Origin of the sequence: Trichocoleus sp. FACHB-40, assembly GCF_014695915.1 — a bacterium.
In the GTDB taxonomy this organism is placed as follows: domain Bacteria; phylum Cyanobacteriota; class Cyanobacteriia; order Cyanobacteriales; family FACHB-T130; genus Funiculus; species Funiculus sociatus.
Map to the genome: position 1 here is coordinate 1 of NZ_JACJPF010000080.1, position 13,657 is coordinate 13,657.

Consider the following 13,657-nt stretch of genomic DNA (forward strand, 5'->3'; position numbering starts at 1 on the left):
GGTCTTGCGGCTAACTTGGAAAACCTTTGTTAGTTCTTCGACTTTTACCCCTTGATTGGCTAAAATTATACAATGCGCTCTTTGACGCACCTGATGATGTCGGCTTTGGTGATAAATTCGCTCCAGTAATTTAGCTGAAAGAGGATTTACTTCTCGAAGGAATATCATCGGTAACACGAATTAATACATAGGTTCTTAATCTTAATATATTTTATTACTTATTTGTGTAATTAATTTTGTCCAACTACTTATTGATAGCAACGGGAAGTGAGGAGCGCGATAAAGGTAGACTGCGGCAGTACCTAGAGCAAGTGCGTCGATACCTAGATATTGATGTTGTGGATGTATTTTTTGCCGAGTATGTCACGCCTCATGAGGACATTGCTCAGATTTGGAGTGTACTCGATGAACTTTGGGATTGGAAGGAAAGAGGGCTTATCCGCTACTGGGGGGCAACCACCCATAATCGCGCGATCGCCTTAGACTTGATTAGGAGCCGTCGATGTGAGGTACTCATGCACCGCTACAATATGGCGCATCGCAAGGCAGAAGAACAGGTTTTCCCAATGGCTCAACAGGCTGGAATTCCAGCCGTCGCGTTTACTTGCACTCGTTGGGGGCAACTTCTACGAGGGCACCCGGATTGGTTTTTTGAGATTCCTACGGCGGCTGATTGTTACCGATATGCACTACACCAAAAAGCAGTACACCTGGCTCTCACTGCACCAAAAACTCAAGCGCAATTGGAGGAAAACTTGAGTGTTTTGCACATTCCTGAACTTACCCCGGAAGCGGTAACACGGTGGCAAGAGTATGGGGCGTTGGTGTATGGAAATGGGCAAGACGCATTTGAGACTAGATGGCTTTGAGTGCCATTCAACATACAGCGATGGGTGAACACACTAATTTTGAGGAAGAAAATAAATGAGTAGTAATAGTTCGGCAGCAGTTTTGATTGACTCTCATGTTTCCACTGCTGGAAAATTTATAGAGTCCTACTCTACCCAGGGTAAGCGCATCTAAAAGCGTAGCCAAACATACAGACGGTTTGGCTGAGTAATGGGTTAAGAGGTGGTGAACATTCGCCTTGAGTAGCAGGGGTGACAAGAACGATTAAATTAGAGGATGCTCTAGCTTATCCCCTAGCCCCCAGCAGAGATCATGGCAAAAGGATTGGTGCCCGCTGTTGCCCCCCAAATCGTAGTACCGAAAATTCTGGAAGCTGCGGCTGTGAGTCAGCGACTCCAAGATTGTTTTGCGTCCATTACTGACCCAAGAGTTGAAAGGACACGCTTACATCAGTTGTCAGATATTTTAACGATTGCCATTTTATCGGTGATAGCGGGAGGTCAGGGTTGGGAAGACATGGAACTCTACGGTGTGAGTAAACAGGGATGGTTATCGACATTTCTGGCTTTACCCAATGGTATTCCCAGCGAAGAGACGTTTCGACGAGTGTTCGAGCAGATTAATCCCAAACAACTTGAACAATGCTTTGAACAATGGGTTAAACAACTGGTTGATGAATTGGGTATCCAGGTCATCGCCATTGATGGCAAGGGTGTCAATGGTTCCTATAACCGTCAAGCAGGCTCTAAAGCACTGCACTTGGTCAGTGCCTGGGCAACCCAACATCGCCTCGTCTTGGCGCAAACGAAAGTGCAGGACAAGTCGAATGAAATTACCGCGATTCCAGCGTTACTAGAATTACTCGATATTCAAGGTTGTATTGTCACTCTGGATGCGATGGGGACGCAGAAGGATATTGCCTATCAGATTCATACGGCTCATGCCGATTACATCCTTAGCCTCAAAGCAAATCATCCCACATTGTTTCAACAGGTTGATAGATGGCTCAACAAGTCTCGTGCTGAGGGCACTTTACCTGCGCCTTCAGAACACACTACCGAAGCAGGACATCACCGCACCGAAAGTCGCAAAGTCTGGACCCTTTCGATTGACTTGTTCCCTGCCCTCTATCAGGCAGATGAATGGGCTGGTCTTCAGAGGATTGTGGTGGTTGAACGCACCCGTCATTTATGGAATAAAACCACTCACGAAATTCAATTTTACCTAAGCAGTTTGCCACCTCAGAGTTCCAGAATTGCTGCGGCGATTCGGCAACACTGGGGCATTGAAAATTCTTTACATTGGACGCTGGATGTCACGTTTGCCGAGGATGGTTGCCGTGTCCGTTCTCTCCCTGCCCCCCACAACCTCGCGCTTTTGCGCCGTTTTGCTGTCAATGCCCTCAATCGAGAAGCGACCGGCAAGCGTAGTCTACGGCAGAAGTCAAAGCAGGCTGCTATGGATGATACCTATATGCTAACGGTATTAGCAGCTGCACTACCCGATCCCATTGAAAACCTAGACCCTATCTGTAAATAGCGTTTGAGGTGCGCTTACCCTGCTACTCTACCTTATTTGAAAAAGTGGAACAACTTAAACTTCATGCATTAGAGCTGATTTATAAAGTTGTTATTAAGAGGTGAGGCGGTTGACTAGCCATTTAAAAAGTTGATTTACCCAGACTCCCGTTTTACAAGACTAGGAAAATTTTGTTTTCTATCACTTGAAAGTAGTAATCTTGCTTGTTTTAGTGTTATTCACTGCTGTAGCATCTTACCTCGATCAGCTTGCTACTCAGACAACAGCTGATGGAATTTTTTTACATTCCCTAACTTTGTTGAACAAATTATAACTTTTGGTCTTGAAGTGATGCCGTTGCTTCAGTACCTGAAGGAGGGGAATAGGAGAACTCCCTTTCTCCTCTAGTGATTAGGGGCAGAGGGGAGAGATTGCCTTGCACCTGGAAAATGATGTTGTGTCGCGGAAAGTTGTGCAACCATTTCTGTACGAGATGCAACCTCAAGCTTACGGAACATTCGCTTCAAAGCCTGCTTGACAGAATTCTCGGTAATCCAAAGTTCAGTCCCGATTTCTGCGTTAGTTCGACCCAGCGCAACCAAGTCGGCAATTTGCAACTCACGAGACGTTAAACGATTGGTGCTAAACGGTTGGCGCTGAGGTTCCAAAGCGGCGCTTTGCGCCAATCGTATGGTAGCAGTCCAAACCGATACGTGTAAACAAATGGCACTCAAATCAGCTAGATATTGGGTATCAAAGGCAGGCATTGATTTTTTACGGGTACAACCCACTGAGCCTATTAATTGACCGCGATCGATAATCGGTCCTGCCATCACATGCCAATGATCGGGACGAGGACAGATGATTGCCCATGCCTTGGGTGATGCCACCAATCCTTCATGAACAGGCGTATGGCGCTCCGCTATGTAACGCGCCACAGGATTCTGTTCGATGGATAGAGCAACGTTCAAAACTTTTTGAAGATGGCGATCGCCTAAAAGTTGGTCGAAGAAAAAGATCCCTGATCGCTCGGCTGCAAAATATTCACCAATTTTTGGTGCCAGGTATGATCGCAAATCATCTTGATCCTTTACCCGGTGAATTTCTTTAAATAAAAGCTGCAAGGAAATCGTCATGGAGGTAAAAAGAGTACTCAATCGAGGACTAGGCGCGATAAATTGCCACTCTTAGTATAAGGACAGAGTTAATTGCAAGCGCCATTAGGAGAACTGATGTATGACGGACTCACAAAAGCAGATTATTGGTTTGGTCATCTATCCTGGCATGACCGCACTGGATATTGTGGGACCCCAGCAAGTTTTCAGTTCGCTTCCCAATGTCGAGATTCATCGAATCTGGAAAACGCTAGACCCGATCAAAACCGATGACGGTATGATGATTTTGCCGGATACTACCTTTGACCATTGCCCGCCCTTGGACGTGATCTGTGTGGGCGGCGGCTTAAAACAGATGGCACTCATAGACGATCCAGAGATCCTTGGATTTCTGCGTCGGCAAGGAAGCACCGCAAAGTTTATTACCTCTGTGTGTGGCGGGTCTATGTTTTTGGCAAAGGCAGGACTGCTGCAAGGCTATCGAGCAGCGACTCACTGGATGATGCGGGAACAGCTAGCTGGGTTGGGCTTTGAAGTCGGAACAGAGCGAGTCGTCATTGACCGCAATCGCATGACGGGGGGAGGGGTGACAGCAGGCATTGATTTTGGTCTCGTGGTTGCTAAAGCGCTTTGTGGTGAGGAAGCCGCCAAGATTGCTCAACTCTTGATGGAGTACAATCCAGCCCCTCCCTTCGATGTGGGTTCACCCGAAAAAGCGGGGCCTGATTTAGTGAACAAGGCGACGTCATACGCGATTGGGACATTGGGTTTAGAAGTAAAATAGGCAGCTTGACATGACTAGCAAATTTGGAAATTGGCTGCGATCGCACTTCCCCACATTGGATGCAAGACTGTGAGTGAATCTTAGAGATATGAAAATGGAGTAGAAACGCTCATGAGACGCTGATTCAATTTAACTTAGTGCCATTGGTTCTAGGAGCTATTGCCTTCTCAGCAATATACTCCAACTTCACTGGTGTCATTCGTTTCAAGCTGGGGGTTGAAGGTGGGGAAGTGCTTATAGATAGACGCACTACTCCTGTTGAACCCGAAAACTAGCCTTTGCTGAGAGTTTCGTCTCTCACCTTACCCCACCAGCGCTCTTGCGGGTGGGGTTTATAACAACGTTCAAATTCATAGCGATTTAAGCGATCACCATTTTCAAGCGGTGGGATAGCTCCAGACTCCTGCTGGAAGGGAATTTTAACCATAGATTGCTTCTTTTATAGGGAAGCAACGTTCAAAAATGAAGCCGGGTTTGCAGGACTAATCGCTGGATAAGCCTAAGCACTATCCTGAAACCCGAATAAGTTTCAGGCATTAACTAAATGATTCTTCCTCATACTTAGTGCAGTTAGAAAAGATGTTAGTCAATCGCCCTGAGAACAGGCTTTTTGGTTGATGCCAGTTGCTCCAATAGGGCAGTAGCTAGTGCGGGTGCATCATACTGAGCAATTTCAGTTTTGAAACGGAAAGCCCTTTGGCGATATTGGGATGAACCGAGGATTTTCATCACAGCATCTCGAATCTGCATTGGTCTAGGTGTACTTGTTTTGAGGTCAATTCCCACCCCAGCCCATTGCACCCTGGCACAAATTTCAGGTTTCTCCTCAGTTTGCCCAGCGGTAACTAGCGGCACGCCATTCGCTAAAGCCAATTGCACGCCGTTGAATCCAGCGTTAGTCACCATGACATCCACATTAGGGAGTAGATGCTCGTAGGGAATAAACTTCTCGACTCTGACATTGGCAGGCATTGAGTCAAGTCCAAGATTGTCTATCGGCTGTCCTCCAGTTGTAACAATGACCAGCACGTTATCATTGGCAAGTGCCTCGATTGCAGGCAGTATCAGGTCGCCTGCGTCCGTTGCCACAGTTCCTTGCGTGACGAAGACAACTGGCTTACCGTCAGAAAGCTCCTCCCACCAAGCAGGCCGTGTAAAGTTAGCTTCCAGACTCGGCAAAAAGGGGCCGATAAAATGCACTTGCCCTGGTAAATCGCTACGGGGATACTCAAACGTTGGAGTAGTTCCCTGCAAGTAGAGAAACGGAGATAGGGCGGCGCTGAAAAAGTCTTGGGACTTGGGTGGTAGCCCAACACTGACTCTCACGCGATCGAGATGAACCGTTACATCGCGCATCAATACTCGCTGTGACAACCCATTCAAAAATGCATTTCGCAATCGCCCAAACGCTGAATTGGTAGGCTGTATACCCAGTCCAAACGGAGCGGTATCGCGGCTACCCAAGGGTAAAGCCGACATGCCAAAGGCTGCCCACGGCAACCCCGTTTTTTCCGAAAGCCATGACACGCCAATGAAGAAGACATCGCATAGCAGGACATCGGCTGGAAAGGAGCGAAGGATTTCCGTCAAGTCTAATAGCTGCGTAACTCCAGCATCGATGAAGCCATGCTTGAGATAGAACTTAAACTGCGCCACCCCCTTGTTTGCTTCTTTCTGGTCTAACCACGACTGAGGAATGGTACTCATATCCGTAAAGTCTAATCCCGTGCGAATCGGGACGTGGTGTGCACCAGTCGCTTCAACCTTGTCCTTAAATCCTTTACCTGTGTACCACCATACTTCATGAGAGCGCTCCACTAGGAAGCGGGCAATCGGTAATGCTGGATTGACGTGTCCGGCGGCGGAAATTGTAGCAATCAGAAAACGAGCCATTTTGATGCAGAAACTCCAATGAACTCAAGGTGTCAGCGCCTTCCCGTTTTAATTAATTAAATTTTTAATTCATTGTTAGCGGTGAGTCCGGGTTCTGTCAACAATGAATTAAATTTTTAGTTAACAAGAGCCACTTAGACCTTGACTACCTGTAAAGTTCAAAGAGAAAGGCTTTCCCTCGCCTACCGCCGTCCTGTCATCGATTTGTTTACCGCTGTGAGCCAAAGAGCCAAAAACCAAAAAACACCTGCTTCTTCTGTTAAGCGTCCAGTACGTGATGCAGAGGCGACCAAACAAGAGATTCTCGATGCCGCCGAGGAGGAGTTTGCCTTCCACGGACTCAGTGGAGCGCGAACTGAAGCGATCGCTAAGAGTGCAGGCGTAGCACCGCGAATGATCTACTACTACTTTCAGAGCAAGGAAGGGCTTTACCAAGCGGTTTTAGAGCGGCCTGCGACACAATTCCAGGAGGTGCTTTTTCAACTCAACCTAGAACAATTGCCAGCAGCAGAAGCTTTAAGAGCGTTTTTGCGAACCACAATTGCCTACGAGGCTTCTCACCGCCATCGGGGAATGTTGTTGTTTCAGGAAGCTTCTCAGAATCAGGGCAAGTATTTCAAGCTGACAAACTGGCAACAACCAATTGCCTCCCTGACTGGAATTCTGGAGCGGGGGATGCAAGAGGGGATATTCTGCAAGCTTGATGCGTACATGACAACTCTCACGATTATTGGCGTGTGCGTTTTCTACGCCAATGCCCATGAAAACTTGAAGCATCTGGAGCCAGAGCGGGATTTATTGAGTCCAGAATTGATTGAGCAGTACACCCAAGCGGCAATTAACTTGGTTTTAAGGGGAGTGCTGCATCAGGAAAAGTAGAGCTACAATCAGTAGACCGAAAACTTTTGCGATCGCGCTCCAGCACACTAGACCTCTGGCGGAATTAAGATAAATAAGCTTGCATAGAAGAAGAATTAAATAACAGTTATAGACAACTGAATGAAATATAAACAAGCTTTGTCAAATTCACCATCTGACTTTAAGAGACTGTATGGAGTGACACCAGAAACGTGCGAGGAAAATGGTGCAAGTAGTGCGGGATGCCAAGCAGGGCAGCCGTGGCAGCTATTCTAAGCTAACAATACCAGACCAAATATTGCTGACATTAGAGTATTGGCGAGAGTATAGAACGCTATTTCACATAGCAAAAGATTGGGGGTATACGCATCAACGGCTCAACGGACAGTCAAGAGAATTGAAAATATGTTAACTAAGAGTAGAAAATTCGGCTTGCCAAGTCAAAGAGAAATGGTCAAAAACAACACAGAAATATAAGTAGTAATGGTAGATGTAGCAGAAACAGAAATAGAACGGCCTAAAAAAAACAGAAGCCCTACTACAGTGGCTTTTCAAAGTGTCATAGGCTGAAAATGCAACTGATAACAAATCGAGCTACATCAGAGGTTATATGTGCAGCAAGCAATAGGAAAGGGAAGGCAACAGGATTTAAAAATATTCAAAAAGAGTAAAATTATTGCTGTGTCGAGGATTCAGATTGTAGCAGATAAAGGATATCAGGGAATAAAAAAGTATCATCATAATAACAGTAAAATCCCTCATAAGAGACCCAGAAATTCCCAGTTAAGCGCTAAGCAGAAGCGAGAAAATAGAAGTTTAGCTAAACTCAATATTAAAGTTGAGCATACCATTAGATGCTTGAAGACATTCAGAATTTTGTCTAGCCTTTATAGAAATCGAAGTCAGCGATTTGGATTGCGAGTAAACTTAATTGCAGGAATTTATAATTATGAGCTAAAAATAGCTAAATCATCTTAATTCCGCAAGAGGTCTACTGTTTTAGGTGGAGTTAGAATGAGAACCCGATTAAGGAAGCAAAACCGGATAACGAGCGAGATTATTTGACACCTGATGAGATAGGGCGGTTGATAGAAGCTGCCAAAAAAAAACAGGGCGATATTAAAGCCTTGAGTGAGCTAATCAGCACGCACGGCAGAAGCCCAACGCGCTTGTGTTGATTTAGGGTTATTAATGAAAATCTCATACTCTGTTTGCCTTAAAATTTAAAGCTTTCTAGCCAAAAGCCAAACTTTGGGCTGCGCCAGGTTTAGAGACAAAAAAACCTGAACTGCCTATCGACCAAGTAATACAAAATAGTCGGAACAGTTTTTTGGATGAAATTGAATGCTTGTTGTTTGATGGATTTAGAACCTTCAGCTTAAGTGGATCTTTGCCCTTGAAGGAATTTGTCTTCTTCTATCCTGAAAGCCACACTTTGGTCTTAACAGATACGGTTTTTCATTTTAATGAAAGCTTTCCCTTGATAACACAATTAGTAGCCAGAGTCCTTGGGGAGTACAAAGAACTTGGACCCTCGTTATTAGAGCAGTTGGCTACACAAGAAAAAGAGAAGGTATAACAGTCGGTTGAAAAGGTACTCTCTTGGGACTTCAGAAGGGTGATTATGGCTCATGGCAGCCTTGTAGAGACTGATGCAAAGAAAAGGTTTAAGGAAGGGTACGAGTGGTCAGTTTGACGAATAGATTCCACAAGTGAAGCCTCATTACCTCGCTTAAAGGCTAGTCGGTTAAGTTCAGCTATCGCCTGGTCGTCTGAGGGAGTTCGAGAGCGAATATTCATCAATTCGGATTGAGTACACAAGGGAATTGCTTTCACTCCTCGCAACTATTCTACGAGTGCAACAGCATCAGAGTTGGCTGCCAAGCGCCCGTCTTCCATATAAACAATGCGATCGGCAATATCCAAAATCCGATTATCATGCGTCACTAGCAAAATTGTGCAGCCTTGTTCCTTTGCTAGTTTCTGCATCATTTCTACCACATCTCGACCTGATTTTTTATCCAGTGCAGCGGTAGGTTCGTCTGCCAGAACAATTTTAGGATGGCTAACTAAGGCACGCGCGATCGCAACTCGTTGCTTTTGTCCTCCAGATAGATTATCGGTGTAGTAATCCACACGATTTCCTAAACCAACTGTCTTGAGAATATCAGTTGCTATCTCATCCATATTTTGGTCTAGAAAGCGCTCGTGTAGCTCTAGAGACATTCGCACATTCTGCTTAGCCGTGAGAAAAGTCAACAGGTTATGTGCTTGGAAGATGTAGCCAATTTGCTGCCGCACCTGCCTCATTGCTTTCTTACTTGCTCCATTCATTTCTTGGCCCAGAATTTCCAAGTTTCCTTCTTGTGCAGAACGCAGGCCTCCCATTAGTGTTAGGAGCGTCGTTTTACCAGACCCCGATGGTCCAGTCATGATTACAATCTCTCCGGGATAGATGTCGAGATTGATATCAAATAGCGCTTGTTTTCGCAGTTCTCCTTCACCGAAGTAGTGATTGAGTTGGTGAACAGAAATTACGGGTTGCATAGATGGTAATAGCTAATTGGTAATAAGTAATTGGTAGTAAAACCAATGACTAATGACTAATTAAAAAATGTCAGCAGGGTCGGCAGACTGCAACTTACGCATCACGATCGCTCCCGATGCAATGCACATCACAAGCGTCAAAGATAGTACGAGTACCAGACGATCTAGCGACATTTTGACGGGAAGTAGCGTCGCTTGGGCAATGAGTCCGTAAAGTCCAAGTGAAATCACAAATCCCGGCATAAAACCCAGGATTGCCAAAATCAAAGCCTCTTGAAGCAAAATTCCAACTAAGAAGCGATCGCCATAGCCCATTGCTTTGAGTGTGGCGTATTCGGGCAGGTGATCGGAAACATCAGAGTAAAGAATCTGATAAACAATTACCGTCCCCACCAAAAAGCCCACGATAGTTCCAAAACCAAAGATCACACCGATGGGACTAACTTGACTCCAATAGTTTCTTTCGCGTTGGATAAATTCTTCTTTTGTCAGAACCAACACATCATCCGGCAATTTGGCTTTTATATTGGCTTGCACTTGCTCGATGTCTGCACCCGGTTTCAACGTGATTAGACCGACATCGATATCATCTGATTGGCGTTCGGGAAACAGACGCAAAAATGTAGAATCGCTCACAATCAGATTGCCATCAGCTGAGAAAGAGGCTCCCATGGTGAAGACCCCAGTGACTTGAATTTGTAAGTCATTCAGTTGGGCTGTAAGCGGTTTAGATTGCTGAAGTTGACTAGCAACATTACCCAGATCGGGTCGCGCCGCCTGGTCATAAAGCACATAATTCAACATCTTGAGTTTATTCAATTCAGGTGCAGCATCTGGCACATCCATTGCTGGGTTACTGGGGTTGAAACCATAGATTTGTACCTGCCAGAATGTCCGATTACTAGGATTACGCCATCTTCCGATGCCTAGATAAAGAGAGTTGATGGAAGCGACTCCATCTGTACCTGCTGCCTGAAATAATCTGGAACGCGAGAAGGGTTTGATAGTCTGCACGTTATCAGACACAGAATTTAGCAAGAACAGGTCGCCCCGTAGCTTGTAGTGCATCCCCGTAGCAGAAACATAGGCAGACTCCATCAATCCAAGCTGGAAAAACATCAGGATATCGGCGAAGCCAATTCCAGCTAAGGCAACAAAGAGGCGGGTTTTTTCTCGCTTCACCTGTAACCAAGCTAGAGGTGTTTTGCGAAGTAGTTTACGCAACATAAGTTGAGTATTTGATCTAAAAGAGTCTAAAGTTGGATAACTGACCTCTTGCCGCAGTCGCCTTAACCCGCCAAGGGTTTAAACCCAAGGGCTTTTAGCGAAAGTCCTCTCAAGAGGACTAAATCTTTGGCATACAAGGATTACAGTCGGTTTAAACCGACTTAAGCTGTGAGCCAAGAAATTAATTTATTGGCGGGTGTGGACGCTTACTGACAAAGGTGCAAAGTTGGAGAACGGACTATAGCTGACAAACTGGTTAAAGCAAGAGCGTCTTTAAGACTGAGCTATTTGATCTAATTGAGCGGTTCCTTCGAGCTTGCGCTGCCGCATGAGTAGAAACAGAGGTAGCGCTAACGAAACACCAACTAATAAATTACTTGCAACGTAGAGCCACAAGTTTTTCATTTTCAGTCGTGAACCTTCAAACCACACAAATGTCCACAGAACAAGAGATGAAGCTACGACATCCATACCAAAAAATGCTGAAATTCGATTTGTAAAAAGCTGCTCAAAGAAACGTTCTAAATCAAGTCCGTTTTCCAGCAGAAATGGGATGAATTGGGAGTAGGGTAAAGCAGTTCCCAGAATGCAAAGAATCAGATATGTGCCTTGAAGCATAGTACTAATCTCCTGATGTAGGTTTATCTGACGAACGCAAGTACAAAGTTTAGATATCGGGCAACCGTTATTTTTTACTTCAAGCTCACTTGCGGTTGAATGGCTACCTGTACCTGCAAGTTGGTTAGGCTTGCCACTTGTTGACTATCTTTTGAATTAAGCCGAATTCTGACCTCAACGACGCGGCGATCGAGGTTCTGTCCGGGCTGATTGCTGAAGACTTTTTGCTGGCTGACTTGCAACCCAACTTGGCGAACGGTTCCCCGCAGTTCTCCAGAAATCCCTTCACCAGTAATGATCGCTGATTGACCACTGCGAATTTTGCCAATGTCACTTTGGTAAATTTCTGCAACCACTTCCATTGGGTCAGTCTTTCCCAAGTCAACAATGCCTTCGTCAGCGATCGCCTCACCAGATTGGGTGTAAACTTCCAAAACTTGCCCTGCGATCGGTGCGCGAATGGTTGCCTCCTTCAACTCAGCCTCAGCTCGTTTAACTGCTGCAACTGCCTGGTTTATCTCGGTTTGCGCCACCCGGACATCTTCAGGGCGAACGGAGGCAATCTGGTTTAGAGTAGCCCTAGCTCGATTGGTTTGGGCACGCAATGTGTCAGCCGTGCGATTCTGACTGGCTTTAGCTTCGTTGAGTTGTGCCTGGGCAGTTTCCAACGTAAGTCGCCGTTGGTCGAGGTTGGAAGCCGAGAGCGCACCCTCCCGATACAAACCTAGATAGCGGTTATAGTCTGCCTGCGCGACATTAACTTCGGATTGGCGACGAGCAATAATGGCGGATTGAGTCGCAATTTCGCCCCGCAACTCTTCTTGAAGACGAGTAATTTCAGCTTGCTGAGCGGCAATTTCCCCAGATTTTGCCCCTGCTTTGACTTGAGCCAGTCTTGCTTGGGCTGTGCTAACTCGCTCCTGCGCCTCAAGTAAAGCCGTTTGTAGCCTTTCGCGACTATCGAGAATCGCAATCTCCTGACCTACCTGGACGCGATCGCCTCGCTTAACCAGCAGTTGAGCAACGCGATCGTTATTGAGCGTTGCTGGGGCAGCGACTCGCACCACTTCTGAGGCGGGTTCTAGTCGTCCCAAAGCTGTAATCGGCTCAATCGTGGGTGCAGGTGCCACAGGTTGGGCAGGCTTTTGTCCAAACTCAGAAATACTGTAGTAGAGGGAACCACCTGTGAGGGCAATCCCCGAAACAATGAGCGCGATCGTCCAGCGATTAAGAGGCTTTAGCCGTTGCAGGATCATAGGGTTCTTCATCCTTCTAGGTAAGTAATCAACATCTTTCCAAGTAGTGTGACCTGCTCAAAGATTGGGATGTCATTGTCTTCCATGCGAGCCAGCATCAAGCCCATAAGTTGAATCATCACAAAGTCTGCAAGGGCTGGGTCTAGAATTCTAAAGAAGTCGGCAAAAGCTTGCTTGTTTCGTTGTCTGATTCGTGCAAGAACAGCGTTATTGCGAACTGCCTCGATGCCCTGCTGCTGACAAAAGTCAACCATCATAAAGATTTCTTTAATCAAACGGTCTTCATACTTGACTGCAAAGTTGGCAAGTGCCTCAAAGCGTTCTGATCGCGATTGCCCGTCTTTTAATTCGCTGGCAAAGATTTGCAAATACTCTTGACTCATTTCTTCAACCAGTTGCTCAAACATATCCTCCTTGCGTGGGAAGTAGTAATAGAGTGTTCCCGTTGATACGCCCAACTCTTTAGCAATCTGTCGAGTTGTGATGGAAGCGTATCCTTTCTGGGCAAACAGGTCAAAGCACTTGTGGAGCAACTCTTTGCGATATTGCTCATGGTCAACAATCTTCGGCATCTAGAATTTATATCGGGCAACCGTTATTTAATGTAACTTAACGGTAGCACAGCGTCAACTGGGCGATCGCTCAACTTGCGTCGTCTTCAGCATCTGTCAGATAACAAATTATTTGTCGCTATCAACACTAATGTGTTGATAGCGTGGCACATTTAGCTTGAGTGCCAGCATACCGTGAATGAGTGGCTTTCCTTCATCTTTATCTGTCTGAGCGCACGCTTCGCGTCTAAATCCTTGGGCAAAAAGATGCTAAATTTTTGTCGCGAATTGCTCAATTGAAGTAAAAAGATGGGAACCGCTCACAATTTAAGCGGTTTGTTCCTCCTTAAGAATCTTGTGTGACCAATTCTACTTAAACTTTCATGGTTACAGATCGGTTGAGTAAACCGTCCTAGAGTAGAAGAAATAGCTGCCACACGG

General features: G+C 45.8%; 16 protein-coding genes and 1 pseudogene. 8 read left to right on the forward strand and 9 right to left on the reverse strand.

Going from position 1 to position 13,657, the window contains the following annotated elements:
- Window positions 1-168: pseudogene (locus H6F63_RS30130) on the reverse strand (IS630 family transposase); the annotation flags it as partial.
- Between the two features lie 68 nt (window positions 169-236).
- Between H6F63_RS30130 and H6F63_RS18615 the strand changes: the two are divergent.
- Both H6F63_RS18615 and H6F63_RS18620 read left to right on the forward strand, forming a co-directional pair.
- Window positions 237-869, forward strand: coding sequence for an aldo/keto reductase (locus H6F63_RS18615; protein ID WP_199298135.1), 633 nt, complete (start codon window positions 237-239; stop codon window positions 867-869).
- A gap of 292 nt (window positions 870-1,161) precedes the next feature.
- Window positions 1,162-2,388 (forward strand): ISAs1 family transposase, encoded by a 1,227-nt coding sequence (locus tag H6F63_RS18620; protein WP_242019913.1) that lies wholly within the window; start codon window positions 1,162-1,164, stop codon window positions 2,386-2,388.
- 383 nt (window positions 2,389-2,771) lie between these two features.
- Here the strand turns inward: H6F63_RS18620 and H6F63_RS18625 are convergent, their stop codons facing one another.
- On the reverse strand, window positions 2,772-3,503 hold the full coding sequence (locus H6F63_RS18625) for a LuxR C-terminal-related transcriptional regulator (RefSeq protein ID WP_190639004.1): 732 nt from the start codon (window positions 3,501-3,503) through the stop codon (window positions 2,772-2,774).
- 100 nt (window positions 3,504-3,603) lie between these two features.
- Here H6F63_RS18625 and H6F63_RS18630 point away from each other — a divergent pair, with 100 nt between their 5' ends.
- Window positions 3,604-4,266, forward strand: coding sequence for a DJ-1/PfpI family protein (locus H6F63_RS18630; protein ID WP_190639005.1), 663 nt, complete (start codon window positions 3,604-3,606; stop codon window positions 4,264-4,266).
- A gap of 271 nt (window positions 4,267-4,537) precedes the next feature.
- Here the strand turns inward: H6F63_RS18630 and H6F63_RS29470 are convergent, their stop codons facing one another.
- Both H6F63_RS29470 and H6F63_RS18640 read right to left on the reverse strand, forming a co-directional pair.
- Window positions 4,538-4,693, reverse strand: coding sequence for a hypothetical protein (locus H6F63_RS29470; protein WP_199298136.1), 156 nt, complete (start codon window positions 4,691-4,693; stop codon window positions 4,538-4,540).
- 155 nt (window positions 4,694-4,848) lie between these two features.
- Complete coding sequence (locus H6F63_RS18640) at window positions 4,849-6,159, reverse strand: nucleotide disphospho-sugar-binding domain-containing protein (RefSeq protein WP_190639006.1); 1,311 nt, start codon at window positions 6,157-6,159, stop codon at window positions 4,849-4,851.
- Between the two features lie 141 nt (window positions 6,160-6,300).
- Between H6F63_RS18640 and H6F63_RS18645 the strand changes: the two genes are divergently transcribed.
- The 5 genes from H6F63_RS18645 (at window position 6,301) to H6F63_RS18655 (ending at window position 8,596) form a co-directional block, all read left to right on the forward strand.
- Window positions 6,301-7,038: a TetR/AcrR family transcriptional regulator gene (locus H6F63_RS18645; protein WP_242019916.1), complete on the forward strand. Its 738-nt coding sequence runs from the start codon at window positions 6,301-6,303 to the stop codon at window positions 7,036-7,038.
- Between the two features lie 120 nt (window positions 7,039-7,158).
- Window positions 7,159-7,293, forward strand: coding sequence for a hypothetical protein (locus tag H6F63_RS30625; RefSeq protein ID WP_277876448.1), 135 nt, complete (start codon window positions 7,159-7,161; stop codon window positions 7,291-7,293).
- A complete protein-coding gene (locus H6F63_RS31060) occupies window positions 7,241-7,429 on the forward strand; it encodes a transposase family protein (protein ID WP_199298137.1) in 189 nt (62 codons plus the stop codon). The genes H6F63_RS30625 and H6F63_RS31060 overlap by 53 nt, the downstream gene beginning before the upstream one ends.
- A gap of 176 nt (window positions 7,430-7,605) precedes the next feature.
- Window positions 7,606-7,995, forward strand: a complete 390-nt coding sequence (locus tag H6F63_RS29480) for a transposase family protein (RefSeq protein ID WP_347276810.1) — start codon at window positions 7,606-7,608, stop codon at window positions 7,993-7,995.
- A 352-nt stretch (window positions 7,996-8,347) separates the two neighbouring features.
- Entirely contained in the window at window positions 8,348-8,596 is a 249-nt protein-coding gene (locus tag H6F63_RS18655; RefSeq protein ID WP_190639007.1) for a hypothetical protein, read from the forward strand.
- 266 nt (window positions 8,597-8,862) lie between these two features.
- On the opposite strand, the gene H6F63_RS18660 is transcribed toward H6F63_RS18655, so the two are convergent.
- From H6F63_RS18660 to H6F63_RS18680, 5 genes are all read right to left on the reverse strand, one after another.
- Entirely contained in the window at window positions 8,863-9,564 is a 702-nt protein-coding gene (locus tag H6F63_RS18660; protein ID WP_190639008.1) for a DevA family ABC transporter ATP-binding protein, read from the reverse strand.
- Window positions 9,565-9,624: 60 nt separating this feature from the next.
- On the reverse strand, window positions 9,625-10,791 hold the full coding sequence (gene devC, locus H6F63_RS18665; protein ID WP_190639009.1) for an ABC transporter permease DevC: 1,167 nt from the start codon (window positions 10,789-10,791) through the stop codon (window positions 9,625-9,627).
- Between the two features lie 273 nt (window positions 10,792-11,064).
- Window positions 11,065-11,409: a DUF2834 domain-containing protein gene (locus tag H6F63_RS18670; RefSeq protein WP_190639010.1), complete on the reverse strand. Its 345-nt coding sequence runs from the start codon at window positions 11,407-11,409 to the stop codon at window positions 11,065-11,067.
- Between the two features lie 74 nt (window positions 11,410-11,483).
- The gene (locus H6F63_RS18675) at window positions 11,484-12,665 is read right to left on the reverse strand and encodes an ABC exporter membrane fusion protein (RefSeq protein WP_190639011.1); all 1,182 of its coding nucleotides are present in this window, start codon (window positions 12,663-12,665) and stop codon (window positions 11,484-11,486) included.
- Between the two features lie 8 nt (window positions 12,666-12,673).
- A complete protein-coding gene (locus H6F63_RS18680) occupies window positions 12,674-13,237 on the reverse strand; it encodes a TetR/AcrR family transcriptional regulator (RefSeq protein ID WP_190639012.1) in 564 nt (187 codons plus the stop codon).
- Between the last annotated feature and the right edge of the window lie 420 nt (window positions 13,238-13,657).

What these genes read in the sequence shown, in the direction of transcription:
- H6F63_RS18680 (WP_190639012.1), bottom strand. Translation starts at nt 13,237, where the DNA reads ATGCCGAAGATTGTTGACCATGAGCAATATCGCAAAGAGTTGCTCCAC.
- H6F63_RS18630 (WP_190639005.1), top strand. Translation starts at nt 3,604, where the DNA reads ATGACGGACTCACAAAAGCAGATTATTGGTTTGGTCATCTATCCTGGC.
- H6F63_RS18620 (WP_242019913.1), top strand. Translation starts at nt 1,162, where the DNA reads ATGGCAAAAGGATTGGTGCCCGCTGTTGCCCCCCAAATCGTAGTACCG.
- H6F63_RS18660 (WP_190639008.1), bottom strand. Translation starts at nt 9,564, where the DNA reads ATGCAACCCGTAATTTCTGTTCACCAACTCAATCACTACTTCGGTGAA.
- H6F63_RS18670 (WP_190639010.1), bottom strand. Translation starts at nt 11,409, where the DNA reads ATGCTTCAAGGCACATATCTGATTCTTTGCATTCTGGGAACTGCTTTA.
- H6F63_RS18640 (WP_190639006.1), bottom strand. Translation starts at nt 6,159, where the DNA reads ATGGCTCGTTTTCTGATTGCTACAATTTCCGCCGCCGGACACGTCAAT.
- H6F63_RS31060 (WP_199298137.1), top strand. Translation starts at nt 7,241, where the DNA reads ATGGTGCAAGTAGTGCGGGATGCCAAGCAGGGCAGCCGTGGCAGCTAT.
- H6F63_RS18675 (WP_190639011.1), bottom strand. Translation starts at nt 12,665, where the DNA reads ATGATCCTGCAACGGCTAAAGCCTCTTAATCGCTGGACGATCGCGCTC.
- H6F63_RS30625 (WP_277876448.1), top strand. Translation starts at nt 7,159, where the DNA reads ATGAAATATAAACAAGCTTTGTCAAATTCACCATCTGACTTTAAGAGA.
- H6F63_RS29470 (WP_199298136.1), bottom strand. Translation starts at nt 4,693, where the DNA reads ATGGTTAAAATTCCCTTCCAGCAGGAGTCTGGAGCTATCCCACCGCTT.
- H6F63_RS18625 (WP_190639004.1), bottom strand. Translation starts at nt 3,503, where the DNA reads ATGACGATTTCCTTGCAGCTTTTATTTAAAGAAATTCACCGGGTAAAG.
- devC (WP_190639009.1), bottom strand. Translation starts at nt 10,791, where the DNA reads ATGTTGCGTAAACTACTTCGCAAAACACCTCTAGCTTGGTTACAGGTG.